13 protein-coding genes are annotated in these 14918 nt (G+C 71.2%); 8 read left to right on the top strand and 5 right to left on the bottom strand.

What is annotated here, in order from left to right; all coding sequences use genetic code 11:
- Positions 1-81 precede the first annotated feature (81 nt).
- The 3 genes from glpX to HBH26_RS09450 form a co-directional block, all read right to left on the bottom strand.
- Entirely contained in the window at positions 82-1044 is a 963-nt protein-coding gene (gene glpX, locus HBH26_RS09460) for a class II fructose-bisphosphatase (RefSeq protein WP_168134359.1), read from the bottom strand.
- Positions 1045-1192: 148 nt separating this feature from the next.
- Positions 1193-2008: a 2,3,4,5-tetrahydropyridine-2,6-dicarboxylate N-succinyltransferase gene (dapD, locus tag HBH26_RS09455; protein WP_168134358.1), complete on the bottom strand. Its 816-nt coding sequence runs from the start codon at positions 2006-2008 to the stop codon at positions 1193-1195.
- Positions 2005-2670: a pyrimidine 5'-nucleotidase gene (locus HBH26_RS09450; RefSeq protein WP_168134357.1), complete on the bottom strand. Its 666-nt coding sequence runs from the start codon at positions 2668-2670 to the stop codon at positions 2005-2007. Before HBH26_RS09450 ends, dapD begins: the two co-directional genes overlap by 4 nt.
- A gap of 112 nt (positions 2671-2782) precedes the next feature.
- Between HBH26_RS09450 and HBH26_RS09445 the strand changes: the two genes are divergently transcribed.
- From HBH26_RS09445 to HBH26_RS09435, 3 genes are all read left to right on the top strand, one after another.
- On the top strand, positions 2783-3781 hold the full coding sequence (locus HBH26_RS09445) for an LLM class flavin-dependent oxidoreductase (RefSeq protein ID WP_168134356.1): 999 nt from the start codon (positions 2783-2785) through the stop codon (positions 3779-3781).
- Between the two features lie 113 nt (positions 3782-3894).
- Positions 3895-4371, top strand: coding sequence for a 5-(carboxyamino)imidazole ribonucleotide mutase (purE, locus tag HBH26_RS09440; RefSeq protein WP_239024709.1), 477 nt, complete (start codon positions 3895-3897; stop codon positions 4369-4371).
- Entirely contained in the window at positions 4368-5435 is a 1068-nt protein-coding gene (locus HBH26_RS09435; protein ID WP_168134355.1) for a 5-(carboxyamino)imidazole ribonucleotide synthase, read from the top strand. Before purE ends, HBH26_RS09435 begins: the two co-directional genes overlap by 4 nt.
- A 73-nt stretch (positions 5436-5508) precedes the next feature.
- Here HBH26_RS09435 and HBH26_RS09430 read toward each other — a convergent pair whose 3' ends face one another.
- Together HBH26_RS09430 and HBH26_RS09425 are read right to left on the bottom strand one after the other, a co-directional pair.
- Positions 5509-5808, bottom strand: coding sequence for a DUF3833 domain-containing protein (locus tag HBH26_RS09430; RefSeq protein ID WP_168134354.1), 300 nt, complete (start codon positions 5806-5808; stop codon positions 5509-5511).
- A 13-nt stretch (positions 5809-5821) separates the two neighbouring features.
- On the bottom strand, positions 5822-8665 hold the full coding sequence (locus HBH26_RS09425) for a M16 family metallopeptidase (RefSeq protein WP_239024695.1): 2844 nt from the start codon (positions 8663-8665) through the stop codon (positions 5822-5824).
- Positions 8666-8775: 110 nt separating this feature from the next.
- On the opposite strand from HBH26_RS09425, the gene HBH26_RS09420 reads away from it, so the two are divergent.
- The 5 genes from HBH26_RS09420 (at position 8776) to miaB (ending at position 14794) form a co-directional block, all read left to right on the top strand.
- Entirely contained in the window at positions 8776-9237 is a 462-nt protein-coding gene (locus HBH26_RS09420) for a MarR family winged helix-turn-helix transcriptional regulator (protein WP_168134353.1), read from the top strand.
- Positions 9225-10622: an efflux transporter outer membrane subunit gene (locus HBH26_RS09415; RefSeq protein WP_168134352.1), complete on the top strand. Its 1398-nt coding sequence runs from the start codon at positions 9225-9227 to the stop codon at positions 10620-10622. Before HBH26_RS09420 ends, HBH26_RS09415 begins: the two co-directional genes overlap by 13 nt.
- Positions 10619-11803 carry an HlyD/EmrA/EmrK family protein gene (locus HBH26_RS09410; protein ID WP_168134351.1) on the top strand — a complete coding sequence of 395 codons (1185 nt, stop codon included), beginning with the start codon at positions 10619-10621 and terminating at the stop codon, positions 11801-11803. The genes HBH26_RS09415 and HBH26_RS09410 overlap by 4 nt, the downstream gene beginning before the upstream one ends.
- Positions 11804-11891: 88 nt before the next feature.
- Complete coding sequence (locus HBH26_RS09405) at positions 11892-13439, top strand: DHA2 family efflux MFS transporter permease subunit (RefSeq protein WP_168134350.1); 1548 nt, start codon at positions 11892-11894, stop codon at positions 13437-13439.
- A 32-nt stretch (positions 13440-13471) separates the two neighbouring features.
- On the top strand, positions 13472-14794 hold the full coding sequence (gene miaB / locus HBH26_RS09400; protein WP_168134349.1) for a tRNA (N6-isopentenyl adenosine(37)-C2)-methylthiotransferase MiaB: 1323 nt from the start codon (positions 13472-13474) through the stop codon (positions 14792-14794).
- Positions 14795-14918: the final 124 nt, after the last annotated feature.

The raw sequence follows: 14918 nt of genomic DNA, 5'->3' as shown, positions 1-14918 counted from the left end.
GGGCCCCTTCCCTCTCCCACCGGGACAGGGAGGGAGGCGCACAGCGCCGGAAGGGTGAGGCTGAAGGCGAGGGCGCAGGGCTTACAGCCGGTGCTCGCCCTTCACCCAGCGCACCGTGCCGGACGAGGCGCGCATCACGACGCTCTCCGTCGTCATGCGCTTGCCCTGCCGCTTGACGCCGTCGAGCAGCGAGCCGTCGGTCACGCCGGTGGCGGCGAAGATGCAATCGCCCTTCGCCAGGTCCTTCAGGTCGTACTGGCGGTCGAGGTCCTCGATCCCCCATTTGCGCGCGCGCGACCGCTCGGCGTCGTTGCGGAACAGCAGCCGACCCTTGAACTGCCCCCCCACGCAGCGAAGCGCCGCGCAGGCCAGCACGCCCTCCGGCGCGCCGCCCGAGCCCATGTAGACGTCGATCGTCGTGTCGGGATCGGTGGTCGCGATCACGCCCGCGACGTCGCCGTCGCCGATCAGCACGACGCCGCAGCCGATCTGCCGCAGCTCTGCGATCAGCGCCTCGTGGCGCGGGCGGTCGAGCACGCAGGCGATGATCTCGTTGGGCTCCACCCCCTTCGCCGCCGCGATGGCGTGGACGTTCTGGGTCGGCGTGCGGTCGAGATCGATGACGTCGGGCGAGTAGCCGGGGCCGACCGCGATCTTGTCCATGTAGACGTCGGGCGCGTTCAGCAGCCCGCCCGCCTCCGCGATGGCGAGCACGGCAAGGCTGTTCGGCCCCGCCTTGGCGCAGATCGTCGTGCCTTCCAGCGGGTCGAGCGCGATGTCGATCGCCGGGCCGTGCCCCGTCCCCACCTTCTCGCCGATGTAGAGCATCGGCGCCTCGTCGCGCTCGCCCTCGCCGATCACGACAGTGCCGTTCATGTCGAGCGAGTTCAGCGCGGCGCGCATCGCCTCCACCGCGGCGGCATCGGCCGCCTTCTCGTCGCCCCGGCCCACCAGGGTGGACGCGGCGATGGCGGCGGCTTCGGTGACGCGCACCATCTCCAGCACCAGCACGCGGTCGAGAACGTGGCTCGCGGCGGTCGTCATAACGGTTCCCCTCTCGTATGCTCTTCCCCACGCCCGTTCGGGCTGAGCGAAGTCGAAGCCTAAGCGCCGCGCTTGCCCTTCGACTTCGCTCAGGGCGAACGGAGGGAAGACGTGATCCTTCCCGGCTTTAACGCAGCTTCGCTTCCGATCAATCGCGAAGCAGGTCGTTGATGCTCGTCTTCGACCGGGTCTGCGCATCCACCCGCTTCACGATCACCGCGCAGTAGAGGCCGAGGTTGCCGCCCGTCGACCCGGGCACCACCACCGCGTAGGGCGGCACCTCCCCGCGGAACACCTCACCCGTCTCGCGGTCGATGATCTTGGTCGACTGGCCCAGGTACACGCCCATGGAGAGCACCGCGCCCTCGCCCACGCGCACGCCTTCCGCCACCTCGCTGCGCGCGCCGATGAACGCGCCGTCGCCGATGATGACGGGGTCGGCCTGCAACGGCTCCAGCACGCCGCCGATACCCGCGCCGCCCGACAGGTGGACGTTCCTGCCGATCTGCGCGCACGATCCGACCGTCGCCCAGGTGTCGACCATCGTCCCCTCGCCGACATGCGCGCCGATGTTGACGAAGCTGGGCATCAGGATCGCGCCCTTGCCGACGAAGGCGCCGCGCCGGACGACCGAGCCGGGGACGGCGCGGAAGCCGGCGGTGCGGAAATCCGCCTCGCTCCAGCCGGAGAACTTGCTCGGCACCTTGTCGAACCAGTGGCCGGCGCCCGGGCCGTTATCGATCAGCGCGTTGTCGTTCAGACGGAAGGACAGCAGGACCGCCTTCTTCAGCCATTGGTTGACCTGCCAGCCGCCCGCACCGTCCGGCTCCGCCACCCGCGCCTCGCCCCCGTCGAGCAGCGCCAGCGCGCGGTCCACCGCCGTGCGCACCTCGCCGCCGGTCGACAGGCCCAGGTTCGCCCGATCCTCCCATGCCGCGTCGATGGTCTGTTGCAGGTCGGTCATCGGGCCTCCAGGATATGTTCGAGCCAGTGGGTCAGGTCGTCGGTGCGATAGTCGACGTAGTCGCGGTCGGCGTCGTGGTGCTGCTCGCTGCCGTTGTCGACCCACACCGTGGTCATGCCGATCGCCTTGGCGGGTTTCAGGTTGCGCGCCATATCCTCCACGAACAGCGCGCGCGCCGGATCGATGTCGTAGGCGGCGCACAGGCCCGCATAGGCGGAGGCGGACGGCTTGGGCGCCAGGTCCATCGCGATGATGTCGTGGACCGCCTCGAAACTGGCGCCGAGGCCCAGCCGGTCGAGCACCTTCAGCGCATAGGGCTTGTCGCCGTTGGTGAAGACCAATTTGCGCCCGGGCAGGCAGGCGAGATGCGCGGCGAGCGGCGCATTCTCCTCCAACACATCCATCTCGATGTCGTGGACGTAGGACAGGAAGGCGTGCGGATCGACGTCGTGGTGCGCCATCAGCCCGGCAAGCGTGGTGCCGTGGCCGAGGAAATATTCCTTCTGCACGCGGAAGGCCTCGATACGATCGACCTTCAAGAGGTCGGCGACGAAGGCAGTCATCCGCGCGTCGATCAGCGCGAAGAGGTTCGCGCGCGCCGGGTAGAGCGTGTTGTCGAGATCGAAGATCCACGTGTCGACATGGGAGAGCGCGGGCAGCATCGATGGCGGGCTGTAGGTCGCGCGGCTGGTGCGGGCAAGCGATCCTCCCCGTTCCAGCGCGGATAGAAAAGCTTCGCTGGCGCTCTCCCCGCCCCGACCCCATCTTCCCCGCATGACCCGATACTCCCTCCTCGATCTCGTCCCCGTCGTCGAAGGCGGCTCCGTTGCGCAGGCGCTGGCCAATGCCGCGGACCTCGCGCGCCATGCCGAGGCGCTGGGCTTCCACCGCTATTGGGTGGCCGAGCACCACGGCATGAACGGCATCGCGTCGGCCGCCACCGCCGTCGTGATCGCGCACGTCGCACAGGCGACGCGGACGATCCGCGTCGGCGCGGGCGGCGTCATGCTTCCCAATTCGGCGCCGTTGCAGATCGCGGAGCAGTTCGGCACGCTCGACGCGCTGTTCCCTGGTCGCATCGACCTGGGCCTCGGCCGCGCGCCCGGCAGCGACCAGCGGGTCGCGCACGCGCTGCGCCGGACGCTGGCGAGCGACCCGAACCAATTCCCTTCCGACGTGGTCGAACTGCAGAGCTATTTCGCGGACGATGGGCGTACCGGCATCTCCGCCACGCCCGGCGCTGGCGCCGCGCCGCAGATGTGGATCCTAGGGTCCAGTACCTATGGCGCGCAGCTCGCTGCGATCCTCGGCCTTCCCTACGCCTTCGCCTCGCACTTCGCGCCCGATGCGCTGGACGCCGCGCTCGACATCTACCGGCGCGACTTCAAGCCGTCGGCGACGCTCGACCGCCCCTATGCCGCGGCGGGCTTCAACGTGTTTGCCGCGGACACGCACGAGGAGGCGGCGCTGCTCGCCTCATCGCAGCAGCAGGCGTTCGTCGCGCTGCGCACCGGCAATCCCGGGCGGATGAAGCCGCCGGTGGCGGGCTACCGCGAATCGCTGCCGCCGTCGCACGCCGCGATCCTCGACCACGTCCTGTCGTGCAGCGCCACCGGCACGCAGGCCGACGTGGCGGACGGCATCGCCGCCTTCGTCCGGCGCACCGGCGTGGACGAAGTGATCCTGACCAGCAGCATCTACGACCACGCGGCGCGCAAGCGCTCGCTGACGATCGCGGCGGCGGCGATGGGCGAGCTGGCCGTGGCGGCGTAAGGCGCGACCTGCGCCCTCCTGAAAAGCCGAAGGGCACGGGCATGTGCCGCGACTTCGCTCGACGAGTGGAGGCGTGCTTGACCCCTGCCGCCCTCCCCCGCTACGCGCCGCGGATGGCGCAGGTCGGCATCATCATGGGGTCCACGTCCGATTGGGAGACGATGCGCCACACCGCCGCGACGCTGGACGCGCTCGGCGTGGCTCACGAAACGAAGGTGGTGTCCGCGCACCGTACGCCGCAGCGCCTGTACGATTACGCCGCTTCCGCCGCGGACCGCGGACTGAAGGTGGTGATCGCCGGCGCGGGCGGGGCCGCGCACCTGCCGGGCATGACGGCGTCGATGACGCACCTGCCGGTGCTGGGCGTGCCGGTCGAGAGCCACGCGTTGAAGGGCATGGATAGCCTCCTCTCGATCGTGCAGATGCCCGGCGGCATTCCGGTCGGCACGCTCGCGATCGGCAAGGCGGGGGCGATCAACGCCGCGCTGCTCGGCGCCGCGATCCTGGCGCTGTCCGACACGGCCTTGTCGCAGCGGCTCCAGGAGTGGCGCGCCGCGCAGACCGACGGCGTCGCGACCGATCCGGCATGACCGCGCTGCCGCCCGGTTCCACCATCGGCATCCTGGGCGGCGGGCAGCTCGGCCGGATGATCGCGGCGGCGGCGGCGCAGCTTGGCTATCGCACCCATGTCCTCGCCCCCGATCGTGAGAGCGTCGCGGCGCAGACCGCCTCCTCGCTGACGCGCGCCGACTATCACAACACCGTCGTCCTCGCCGATTTCGCGGCGCAGTGCGACGTCGTCACCTACGAGTTCGAGAATATCGACGCCGGGCCGGTGCGCTGGCTCGCCGAGCGCGTGCCCGTCCACCCATCGCCGCGCAGCTTGCAGGTGGCGCAGGACCGCGTGGCGGAGAAGCGCTTCGTCGAGGAGGTGGGCGGACGCCCCGCGCGCTGGGCCGCGGTGGCGACGCGCGCGGAACTGGACGACGCGCTGGCGACCATCGGTACGCCCGCGGTGCTGAAGACCACGCGCTTTGGCTACGACGGCAAGGGACAGGCGCGCATCGCCACATCGCTCGATGCCGACGCGGCATGGGAAGCGGTGGGCGGACCGGCGGTGCTGGAAGCCTTCGTCGAGTTCACGCACGAATTCTCGATCGTGCTGGTGCGCGCCGGCGACGGCACGATCACCAGCTACCCGCCGCCGTGGAACGAGCATCGGGACGGCATCCTGCACCGCTCCACGCTCCCCGCCCCCGCGCCGATCGCCGGCCAATGGACGGAGGCGGCGGCGCTGACGGGGCGTATCGCCGAGGCGCTGGGCCATGTCGGCGTGCTGACGTGCGAGTATTTCGCCGGTGCCGACGGCCCGGTGTTCAACGAAATGGCGCCGCGCGTCCACAATTCCGGCCACTGGACGATCGAGGGCGCCGCCACGTCGCAGTTCGAGAACCACGTGCGGGCGATCTGCGGCCTGCCGCTCGGCGACACGAAGGTGGTCGCGACGCGGGTCGAGATGGAGAATCTGATCGGCGAGGAGTGGCAGCGCTGGCCCGAACTGGTCGGCCAGCCGGACGCACACCTGCACCTCTACGGCAAGCGCGAGACCCGCGACGGCCGCAAGATGGGACACGTCACCCGGCTGGTGCGATAGATCGTCACCCTCACCCTTCCCGCCCGGCTGCGCCGGGAGGCGCGTAGCGCCGGAAGGGTGAGGGTACGCTAGGTTACGCCGCGCGCGTGCCCGACAGCGGGAAGCTGCCGAAGGCGCCCGCGCCGACCGACCCGGTCATGCTGTCGCCTTCCACCGTGGCGGTCATGTCCAGCGTCATCGGCATCGGCGTCGTCACCTGCTGCTTCCAGCTGAGCGTGTTGCCCTCGACCTGGCCGGTGATGTCGGCCGACCCCATCGCTCCCGAGCCGGTGCCGGTGAAGGTGCTGCCGTCGCTCTTCACGTTCAGCGTCAGCTTCTGATCGCCCAGCGGCGACTTCACGACCACGTCCCAGTTGCCGTCGATATCAGACATCGCCTTCTCCAACCTATTTGCCGTTCGCGCCCGCCCCTGCGACCGTCGCGGCGGGCATGACCTCGACGGGCAGCCCCGCCGTGTCAAGCTGCGGCTTCACCTTGGACGCGTCGCCCACGACGACCCAGACGAAGCGGTCGGGCCGGATCGCGCCGCGCAGCGCGTCCGTCACCTGCGGCAGCGTCAGCGCGCGATAGCGGCGCGTGATCGTGGCATAGTAATCGTCCGGCCGGCGGTAGAGGTCGTTCAGCTGCATCGCGGTCAGCACGTCGTCCGACGTCTCGAAATTGCCGGACAGCGACCGGGTGGCGCCGGCGATGGCGCGGTCGAACTCCGGCCGCGTCATCGGCTTCGTGCCGACGAACTGCGCGATGTCGGTGCGCAGCGCGGCCAGCGCCTCGCCGGTCTTGTCCGCCTGCACCGGCGCGTTGACCATGTAGGGGGCCGCGCCGGCGTAGCGGCTGAAGTTGCCGCCCACGCCGTAGGACCAGTGCTTCTCCTCGCGCAGGTTCATGTTGAGCCGGCCCAGGAAGCCGCCGCCCAGCGCGTCGTTGGCGACTTCGACCGGCAGCAGGTCGTCGGTTCCCTTCAGTCCGGTCTGCGTGCCGCCCGCGATCAGCGACTGCGGGCTGTCCGGCCGGTCGATCAGGACGATGCGCGGGGTGAGCGGCGTCGGCTGCGCGGCGTCGCCCTTGGTCCCGGCGGCGCCCGTACCCTTCCAGTCGCCCAGGCGTCGCTCCATCAGCGCGCGAATCTCGTCGAGCGGGCGGTCGGACACGACGAACAGCCTGGCCTTCTCGGGCCGCAGCCACGCCTGCTGGAACGCGACCAGGTCGGCGCGGGTCAGCGCCTGCACCGCGCGCGGATCGCCCGACCCCTGCGCCTTGGCATAAGGGGTGCCTGCGTTCACCAGCCGCGGCAGCACGCGCTGCGCCAGCCCGTCGGGACTGGTCAGTTCCTGCTGGATCTGCGTCAGCAGCTGCGTCTTCACGCGCGGCAGCTCCGCCTCGGCGAAGGACGGCGCGCGCGCCATGTCCGCCCACAATTGCGACGCCGCGGCCAGGTTCGCGCTCGGCACGCGCAGCCCCAGGATCGTGCGATCGTACGAGCCGCCGGCGTAAATTTCCGCACCCAGCCGCTCCTGCGCCTCGGCCAGCGCGATCGAATCGAGCGTCCGCGTCCCCTCGTCCAGCATCGCCAGCGTCAGCTGCTGCGTGCCCAACCAGTCCGGCACGTCGGCGGCGACGCCGGCATCGAAGCTGAGCACCGCGCGGGTGACGGGCACCACGGCGCGGCGGGCGTAGACCAGCTCGATCCCGTTCGACAGCCGTGCGCGTTCCACCGCGGGGAAGCCGAGGTCGGCGACCTGCCCGACGCCGGGCAGCGGGCCGCGCGTGCCCTTGGGCGCCTGTTCCGGCGCGGCGGCGACCGGCACGGCGGGCGGCACCGCGGCATCCTGATAGGCGTCGCGCGCACCCGGCAGCACCGACAGGCGATAGCCCGGCTTCGTCAGCCAGCGCGCCGCAGCGGCCCGCACCGTCGCCGGCGTCTGCGCCGCCAGCGCGGCCAGCCGCTTCTTGTAGAAGCCGGGGTCGCCCGAATAGAGCGCGCCTTCCGCCAGCGCGACGGCCTTGCCGCCGAACCCGCCGACCGATTCAAGGCCCGCGATCCGCCCCGACACGGTCTGCGTCACGTAGCGAGCGACCTCGTCCGCGGTCGGACCGTTCTTCACGAAGTCGGCGACGATCTCGTCCATCCGCTTCGACACGGCGGCGGGATCGATGCCGGGGCGCACCACGGCGTTGACGGTGAACGTGCCGACCTGCGCGAAGTCGCTGTAGCCGGCCCCCACCTGCACCGCGACCTTCTCGCGCTTGACCAGCGCATTGTCGAGCCGAGAGCTGGCCAGCCCGCCGAGGATGCCCGCGGCGACGTCCAGCCCGGCGGCATCGGCGTCGTTCAGGCCGGGAACGGCCCAGGTGCGCAGGATCAGCGGCGCCGCGACGCGGTCCTTCATCACCTCCGCGGCCACGCCCGGCAACGCGGTCGGCACCGGCGCGGGCGGCGCGACGCTCTTCGGCCCCGCGGGGATCGCCCCGAAATACTTCTCCACCAGCCGGCGCGCGGTCGGCACGTCGACGTCGCCGGCCAGCACCAGCACGGCATTGTTCGGCCCGTAATGGTTGCGGAACCAGTTCCTCACGTCCTGCACGCTGGCCGCGTCGAGGTCCGCCATGGAGCCGATGGTCGTGTGCCCGTAGGGATGGTCGGCGGGGAACAGCCCCTCGGTCAGCTTGTAGCGGACGAGCCCGTAGGGCTGATTGTCGCCCTGCCGCTTCTCGTTCTGCACCACGCCGCGCTGCTCGTCGAGGACGCCCTGCGTGATCGCCCCGGTCAGATAGCCCATGCGGTCGGATTCGAGGAACAGCGCCCGGTCCAGCGCCGCGGTCGGCACCGTCTCGAAATAATTGGTGCGATCGAAATAGGTGGTGCCGTTGAAGTCGGTCGCGCCGACCTGCTTGAGCGGTTCGAAGAAGTCGCCCGGCGCATTCTCGCTGCCGTTGAACATCAGGTGCTCGAAAAGGTGCGCAAAGCCGGTCTTTCCCTTCGGCTCATGCTTCGATCCGACGTCGTACCACACGCTGACCGCCACCACCGGCGCCTTGCGATCGGTGTGCACCACGACGCGCAGGCCGTTGGGCAGGGTAAATTGCTCGAACGGGATGTCCACCGCGCGGACCAGCGAGGCGACCGGCGCGGCGGCCGGGGTCGGCTGGACGGTAGCGGCATGGGACGAGGCCGAAGAAACGGCGAGCGCCGACAGGGCGACGACCAGGGCGTGGTGGCGCGTGGACAAGGGGTGAGGCTCCTCGGGCGGAAAGCCCCGGTATAGCCGCCGCCGGGGGAGCAACAAGCCAGCAACAAAAAGAAATTGACTGCCGTTGCAACGATTGTCATGTCAACGGGATGGCGTTCTACGACGACACGAATTTCTACCCCGCCACGTCGGCGGGCTATCTGCTGCGCGTCTGCCATCAGCACAGCGTCGCCGCGCTGGACCGGGTGCTCGCCGCCGAGGGGCTGCGGGCGGTGCAGTGGAGCGCGCTGATCTCGATCCACTTCGACCGTGGCGGAACGTGCGCGGCGCTGGCGCGCGACCTGGCACACGACAAGGGCGCGATGACGCGCATTATCGACGGCCTGGAAGAACGCGGTCTGGTGGAGCGACGGCGCGACGTCGTCGACCGACGCGTCGTCAACCTGTCGCTGACACCCGCGGGCGAGGCGATGACGCTGCGCTGCCGCGACCATGCCATGGCGTGCTGGAACGACCTGCTGTCCGATTGGCCCGATGAGGATATTCACGCGCTGATCGCGCAGCTCGCGCGCCTTCACGCCACCATGGAGGGCAAGACGTGCGCCGCCTGATCCCGTTCGCTCCGCTGGCGCTCGCTGCCTGCGCGGTGCCCGCCTCCCCGCCTGCCGTCGCGCCGCGCGTGGCGGGCGACCTGGCGCTGACCGGTGCCAGCGTGCCCGTCGCGACCGACTGGTGGCGCGCGGCGGGCGACCCGCAGCTCGACCGCATCGTCGCCGACGCGCTGGCGACCAGCCCCTCGCTGGAGGTCGCCGCGGCGCGGGTGCGTCAGGCGCGGGCGGTGCTCGCGCGCGCGGATGCGGATCGCGGCCCCGACGCCGCGCTCGACGCGCAGGTGCAGGCCTCGCGGCTGTCGGGCCGCTACACCATCCCCCCGCCCTTCGCCGGCACGGTGCGCGAGCTGGGCACCGCGCAGGCCGGGCTCGGCTGGAACCTGGACCTGTTCGGCCGTCAGCGCGCCGCCATCGCGCAAGCCGCGGCGGGCGCCGAAGCGGCGCGGTTCGACGCGGCGGCGGCGCGACTGATGCTGTCCGGCGCGGTGACGCAGGCCTATGCCGAGGTGACCCGCGCCGAGCGGCGCGCGACCATTGCCGCCCGCGCGATCGAGACGCGCCGCCGCTCGCTGGCGCTGGTCGATGCGCGCGTCCGCAACCGGCTGGCCAGCCGGCTGGACCATGAGGCGGCGCGCACGCTGCTGGCGCAGGCGGAGCTCGCGCTGGTGGAAGCGCGCGCGGCCCGGGTGCTGGCGGTGGACGCGATCGCCGCGCTGGCGGGCCGCGGGCCGGACTATGGCCGCGGCATCGGCCCCACGCGCATCCCCGAGGAGGTCGCCCTCCCCGTCCCCACCGCCGTTCCCGCGGACCTGCTGGCACGCCGCGCCGATATCGCCGCGGCGCGCGCCCGGGTAGAGGCCGCGGCGGCGGGGCGGCAGGTGGCACGGCGCGCCTTCTACCCCAGCGTGAACCTGACCGCGCTGGTCGGGCTTCAGGCGATCGGCATCGGCAATTTCATCGAGCCGGACGCGGGCACGGCCGGCGTGGGTGCCGCGCTGCACCTGCCGATCTTCGACAACGGCCGGCTGAAGGCAGACCTGGCCGGCGCCACCGCCGCGCAGGACGTGGCCACCGCGCAGTACAACGAGGCGGTCATCGCCGCCGCGCGCGACGCGGCGGACGCCATCGCGCGCGTGCAGGCCGCGGACACCGCCCGCGTGCGCCAGCGCGCCGTGGTGGCGGGCTTCGCCGAGACCGGGCGGCTCAACGCCGTGCGCGTCGCCAGCGGGCTCGACAGCCGGCTGACCGGCATCGACAACGACATCCGCCTGCTCGACGCCGAGCTGGCCGCCGCCAACCTCTCGATCGACGCGCTGACCGCGCGCGCCGCCCTCGCCGTCGCGCTGGGCGGCGGGTTCGATCCCCTGCAGGACCCCGCCCGATGACCGACACCGCCGCGCCCGCTCCTGCGGCCGACACCCCGACCCCCGCCCCCGCTCCCTCGGGCAAGCCGCGCGCGCGCCGGCGCGCCTTCGCGATCCTGGCCGTCGTCGTGCTGGTCGGCGTCGTAATATGGGCGATCTTCCATTTCCTGCTCGCCGCGCCGGAGGAGGAGACCGACGACGCCTATGTCGCGGGCGACGTGGTGGCGGTGACGGCGCGCGATCCCGGCACCGTCGTGGCGCTCCACGCCGACAACACGCAGTCGGTGAAGGCGGGGCAGCCGCTGCTGGAGCTGGACCCGCTCGCCAGCGACGTCGCGCTCCAGTCGGCGGAGGCGGAGCTCGCCCGCGCGGTACGCGCCACCCGCGCCGACTTCACCCGCGTCGGCCAGTCAGACGCCGCGATCGTGCAGGCGGAGGCGGAACTGGCGCGCGCGCGCGGCAATTACGCGCGCCGTCGCGGTGCCGCCGCGGAGGGCGCCGTGTCCGGCGAGGAGCTGGACAACGCCGCGGACGCGGTGAAGGTGGCGAGCGCCAACCTGCGCCTCGCACGCGAGCAGCGGCGTCAGGCGACCAGCGCGGTGCAGGGCACCAACGTCGACACCAACCCCGCCGTCCTCGCCGCCAAGGCGGCCTATCGCCGCGCCGCCATCACCCGCAGCCACATGCGCGTCACTGCGCCGATCGACGGCGTGGTCGCGCAGCGCACGGTGCAGGTCGGCCAGCAGATCCAGGGCGGCACCCCGCTGATGGCAATCGTGCCGATGCGGCGATTGTGGGTGGATGCGAACTTCCGGGAGACGCAGCTGAAGGACCTGCGCATCGGCCAGCCCGCGACGGTGGTGGCGGACATGTACGGCGACGACATCGTCTATCACGGCCGCGTCGTCGGCCTGGCCGCGGGCAGCGGCAACGCCTTCGCGCTGCTGCCGCCGCAGAACGCGAGCGGCAACTGGATCAAGATCGTCCAGCGCGTGCCCGTGCGCATCGCGCTCGACCCGCGCGAACTGGGCGCCAATCCACTGCGCGTCGGCCTCTCCGTCAAGGCGACGGTGGACACCGCGTCCAGGGGCGGCGCCCGGCTGGCACAGGCGGCGGCCTCGCCCTATCGCGGCGACACCGCCAATTACGACGATCCCGCGGTGGAGGCGGCGATCGCGCGGATCGTGGCGGCGAATCGGTGAAATCCTGCTTCGTCATGCCGGGCCTGTTCCGGCATCCAGAGCCAGGAACGGCGTGGCTTGGCGCCCTGGATGCCGGGACGAGCCCGGCATGACGGATCGTCCCGCTCCCCCCGCCCCCACGCCGCTATCAGGCGCGCGGCTGGGCCTCACCGCCTTCGCCCTCGCGCTCGGCACCTTCATGATGGTGCTCGACACGACCATCGCGAACGTCTCGCTGCCGACGATCGCCGGCAACCTCGGCGTCAGCAGCGACAATTCGACCTGGATCGTCACCGCCTTCGCCGTGGCGAACGGCATCGCCGTGCCGCTGACCGGCTGGCTGATGCGGCGGTTCGGCGTGGTGCGCGTGTTCTGCATCTCCGTCGTGATGTTCACCATCGCCTCGTTCCTGTGCGGCATCGCGTGGAACCTGCCCTCGCTGATCGCCTTCCGCGTCCTGCAGGGCGCGGTGTCGGGTCCGATGATGCCGGGCAGCCAAGCGCTGCTGATCTCGATCTTCCCGCCGCAGAAGCGCGCGACCGCGCTCGGCATCTGGTCGATGACGACGCTGGTCGCGCCGATCATGGGGCCGATCCTGGGCGGCTACATTTCCGACAATTACCATTGGTCGTGGATCTTCCTCATCAACGTGCCCTTCGGCGTGCTGGCGGCGGCAGTGTGCTGGACGAACCTGAAGGACCGGGAGACGCCCACGGCCAAGCTGCCGATCGACACGGTCGGGCTCGGCCTGCTCGTGCTGTGGGTGGGGGCGTTGCAGGTGATGCTGGACCTCGGCAAGAATGCCGACTGGTTCAACGACGACCTGATCGTCGTCCTCGCGCTGGTCGCCATCGTCGGGTTCGTGTCCTGGGTAATCTGGGAGCTGACCGACGCCAATCCGACGGTGGACCTGACGCTGTTCGCACGGCGCAATTTCCTGATCGGAAACCTGGCCTTCGCCCTGGGTTACGCGGTCTTCTTCGCCAACATCCTGATCCTGCCGCTATGGCTGCAGACGCAGCTCGGCTACACCGCCACCTGGGCCGGGCTGGTCGCGGCGCCCAGCGGGCTCGTCGCGGTGGTGCTGACGCCGTTCGTGGCGCGCCTGTCCGGCCGGTTCGACGCGCGGTTGCTGGCGACGGTCGCCTTCGTCGGCTTCGCGATCAGCTACTGGATGCGGTCCGGCTATACGACCACGGCCAGCTTCACCGACTTCATGCTGCCGCTGCTGGTGCAGGGGGTGTCGATGAGCACCTTCTTCCTTGCCATGCTGACGATTTCACTCGATCGCATCCCGCCCGAGCGGCTGCCGTCGGCGACCGGGATCAGCAACTTCTGCCGCATCGTGGCGGGCAGCTTCGCCGCGTCGATCATCACCACCGCCTGGGACCGGCGCGAAGCGCTGCACCAGAACCGGCTGGCCGAGGCGATCGGCAACGGCGTTCCGTATCGCATGGCGGCCGAGCAGCTGCGGCGGCTCGGCCTCGACGCGACGCAGGCCGCGGCGGCGGTGACGCGGCAGATGGTGGGCCAGGCCTATCTGCTCGCCTCCACCGACCTGTTCCGCCTGTCCGCGTGGCTGGCCGGATCGCTCGTCATCCTCGTCTGGCTCTGCCGCCGGCCGCAGGCGCCCAGCGGGCCGGTCGCGGCGGATTGAGCGCGGGCGCGGGGAGGAGTAAGGCGCGCGCGATGAAGCGCACTCCGAAAACCTACCACGTCAAGTCGTTCGGCTGCCAGATGAACGTCTACGACGGCGAGCGCATGGCCGAACTGATGGCGGCGGACGGCATGGTCGCCACCGACGATGCCGGCGCCGCCGACCTCGTCGTCCTGAACACCTGCCACATCCGCGAGAAGGCGACGGAGAAGGTCTATTCGGACATCGGCCGCATCCGCAAAACGCAGGGCGAAGCGGGGCGCGCAGCGCCGATGATCGCGGTCGCCGGCTGCGTCGCGCAGGCCGAGGGGGCGGAGATCGTGCGCCGCGCGAAGGTGGACGTGGTGGTCGGGCCGCAGGCCTATCACAACCTGCCCCGCCTGGTGGCGGACGCCGCCGCCGGTACGCCGGCGCTCGACACCGACATGCCGCTCGCCAGCAAGTTCGGCCAGCTGCCCGCGCGCCGCCGCGTCGGGCCGAGCTCGTTCCTGACCGTGCAGGAAGGGTGCGACAAATTCTGCACCTATTGCGTCGTGCCCTATACGCGCGGGGCGGAGGTGAGCCGGCCGTTCGCCGCGATCGTCGACGAGGCGAAGGCGTTGGTCGATGCCGGCGCGCGCGAGATCACGCTGCTGGGCCAGAACGTGAATGCGTGGACCGACGGCGAGCGCGACCTGGGCGCGCTGATCCGCGTGCTGGACCGCATCCCGGGGCTCGCGCGCATCCGCTACACGACCAGCCATCCCAACGACATGACGCAGGGCCTGATCGACGCGCATCGCGACGTGGAGAGCCTGATGCCGTTCCTCCACCTGCCCGTGCAGGCGGGCGACGACCGCGTCCTTCGCGCGATGAACCGCAGCCACACGCGGGACAGCTACCTGCGCCTGATCGACCGTATCCGCGCCGCGCGGCCCGACATCGCCTTGTCGGGCGACTTCATCGTCGGCTTTCCCGGCGAGACGGAGGCGGAGTTCGCCGCGACGCTCAGCCTGGTCGACGCGGTCGGCTACGCGCAGGCGTTCAGCTTCAAATATTCGCCGCGCCCGGGCACGCCCGCCGCGGACATGGCGGGACAGGTCGCGGCGGAGGTGATGGACGACCGGCTTCGTCGCTTGCAGGCGGCGCTGAACCGCGACCAGCAGCGCTTCAACGCCGCCACCGTCGGCGCGCGTTGCGACGTGCTGATCGAACGCCGGGGCAAGCTGCCGGGGCAGATGCTCGGCAAATCGCCGTGGCTGCAATCCGTCCACCTGACCGCGTCGGCCGCGATCGGCGATATCGTGACGGTGCAGATCGCCCACGCGGGGCCGAATTCGCTCGGCGGGATCGTCACCGCCGGCCTGGCCGCCTGACGGGACGAAGCTCCCGCATCGTCAATTACATGGATCGAGAGCGCGTGTTCCTGCCGCGCCGGGCGACGCAGGTTTACCCGTTTTGGCCCGGCGGTCTGGACAGCGGCGGGCGTTCGCCCGCAGG

This window comes from Sphingomonas corticis (assembly GCF_012035195.1).
Classification (GTDB): Bacteria; Pseudomonadota; Alphaproteobacteria; order Sphingomonadales; family Sphingomonadaceae; genus Sphingomonas; species Sphingomonas corticis.
Note: the sequence above shows the minus strand (reverse complement) of the source record. Positions and strands in the feature narration are given on the sequence as shown.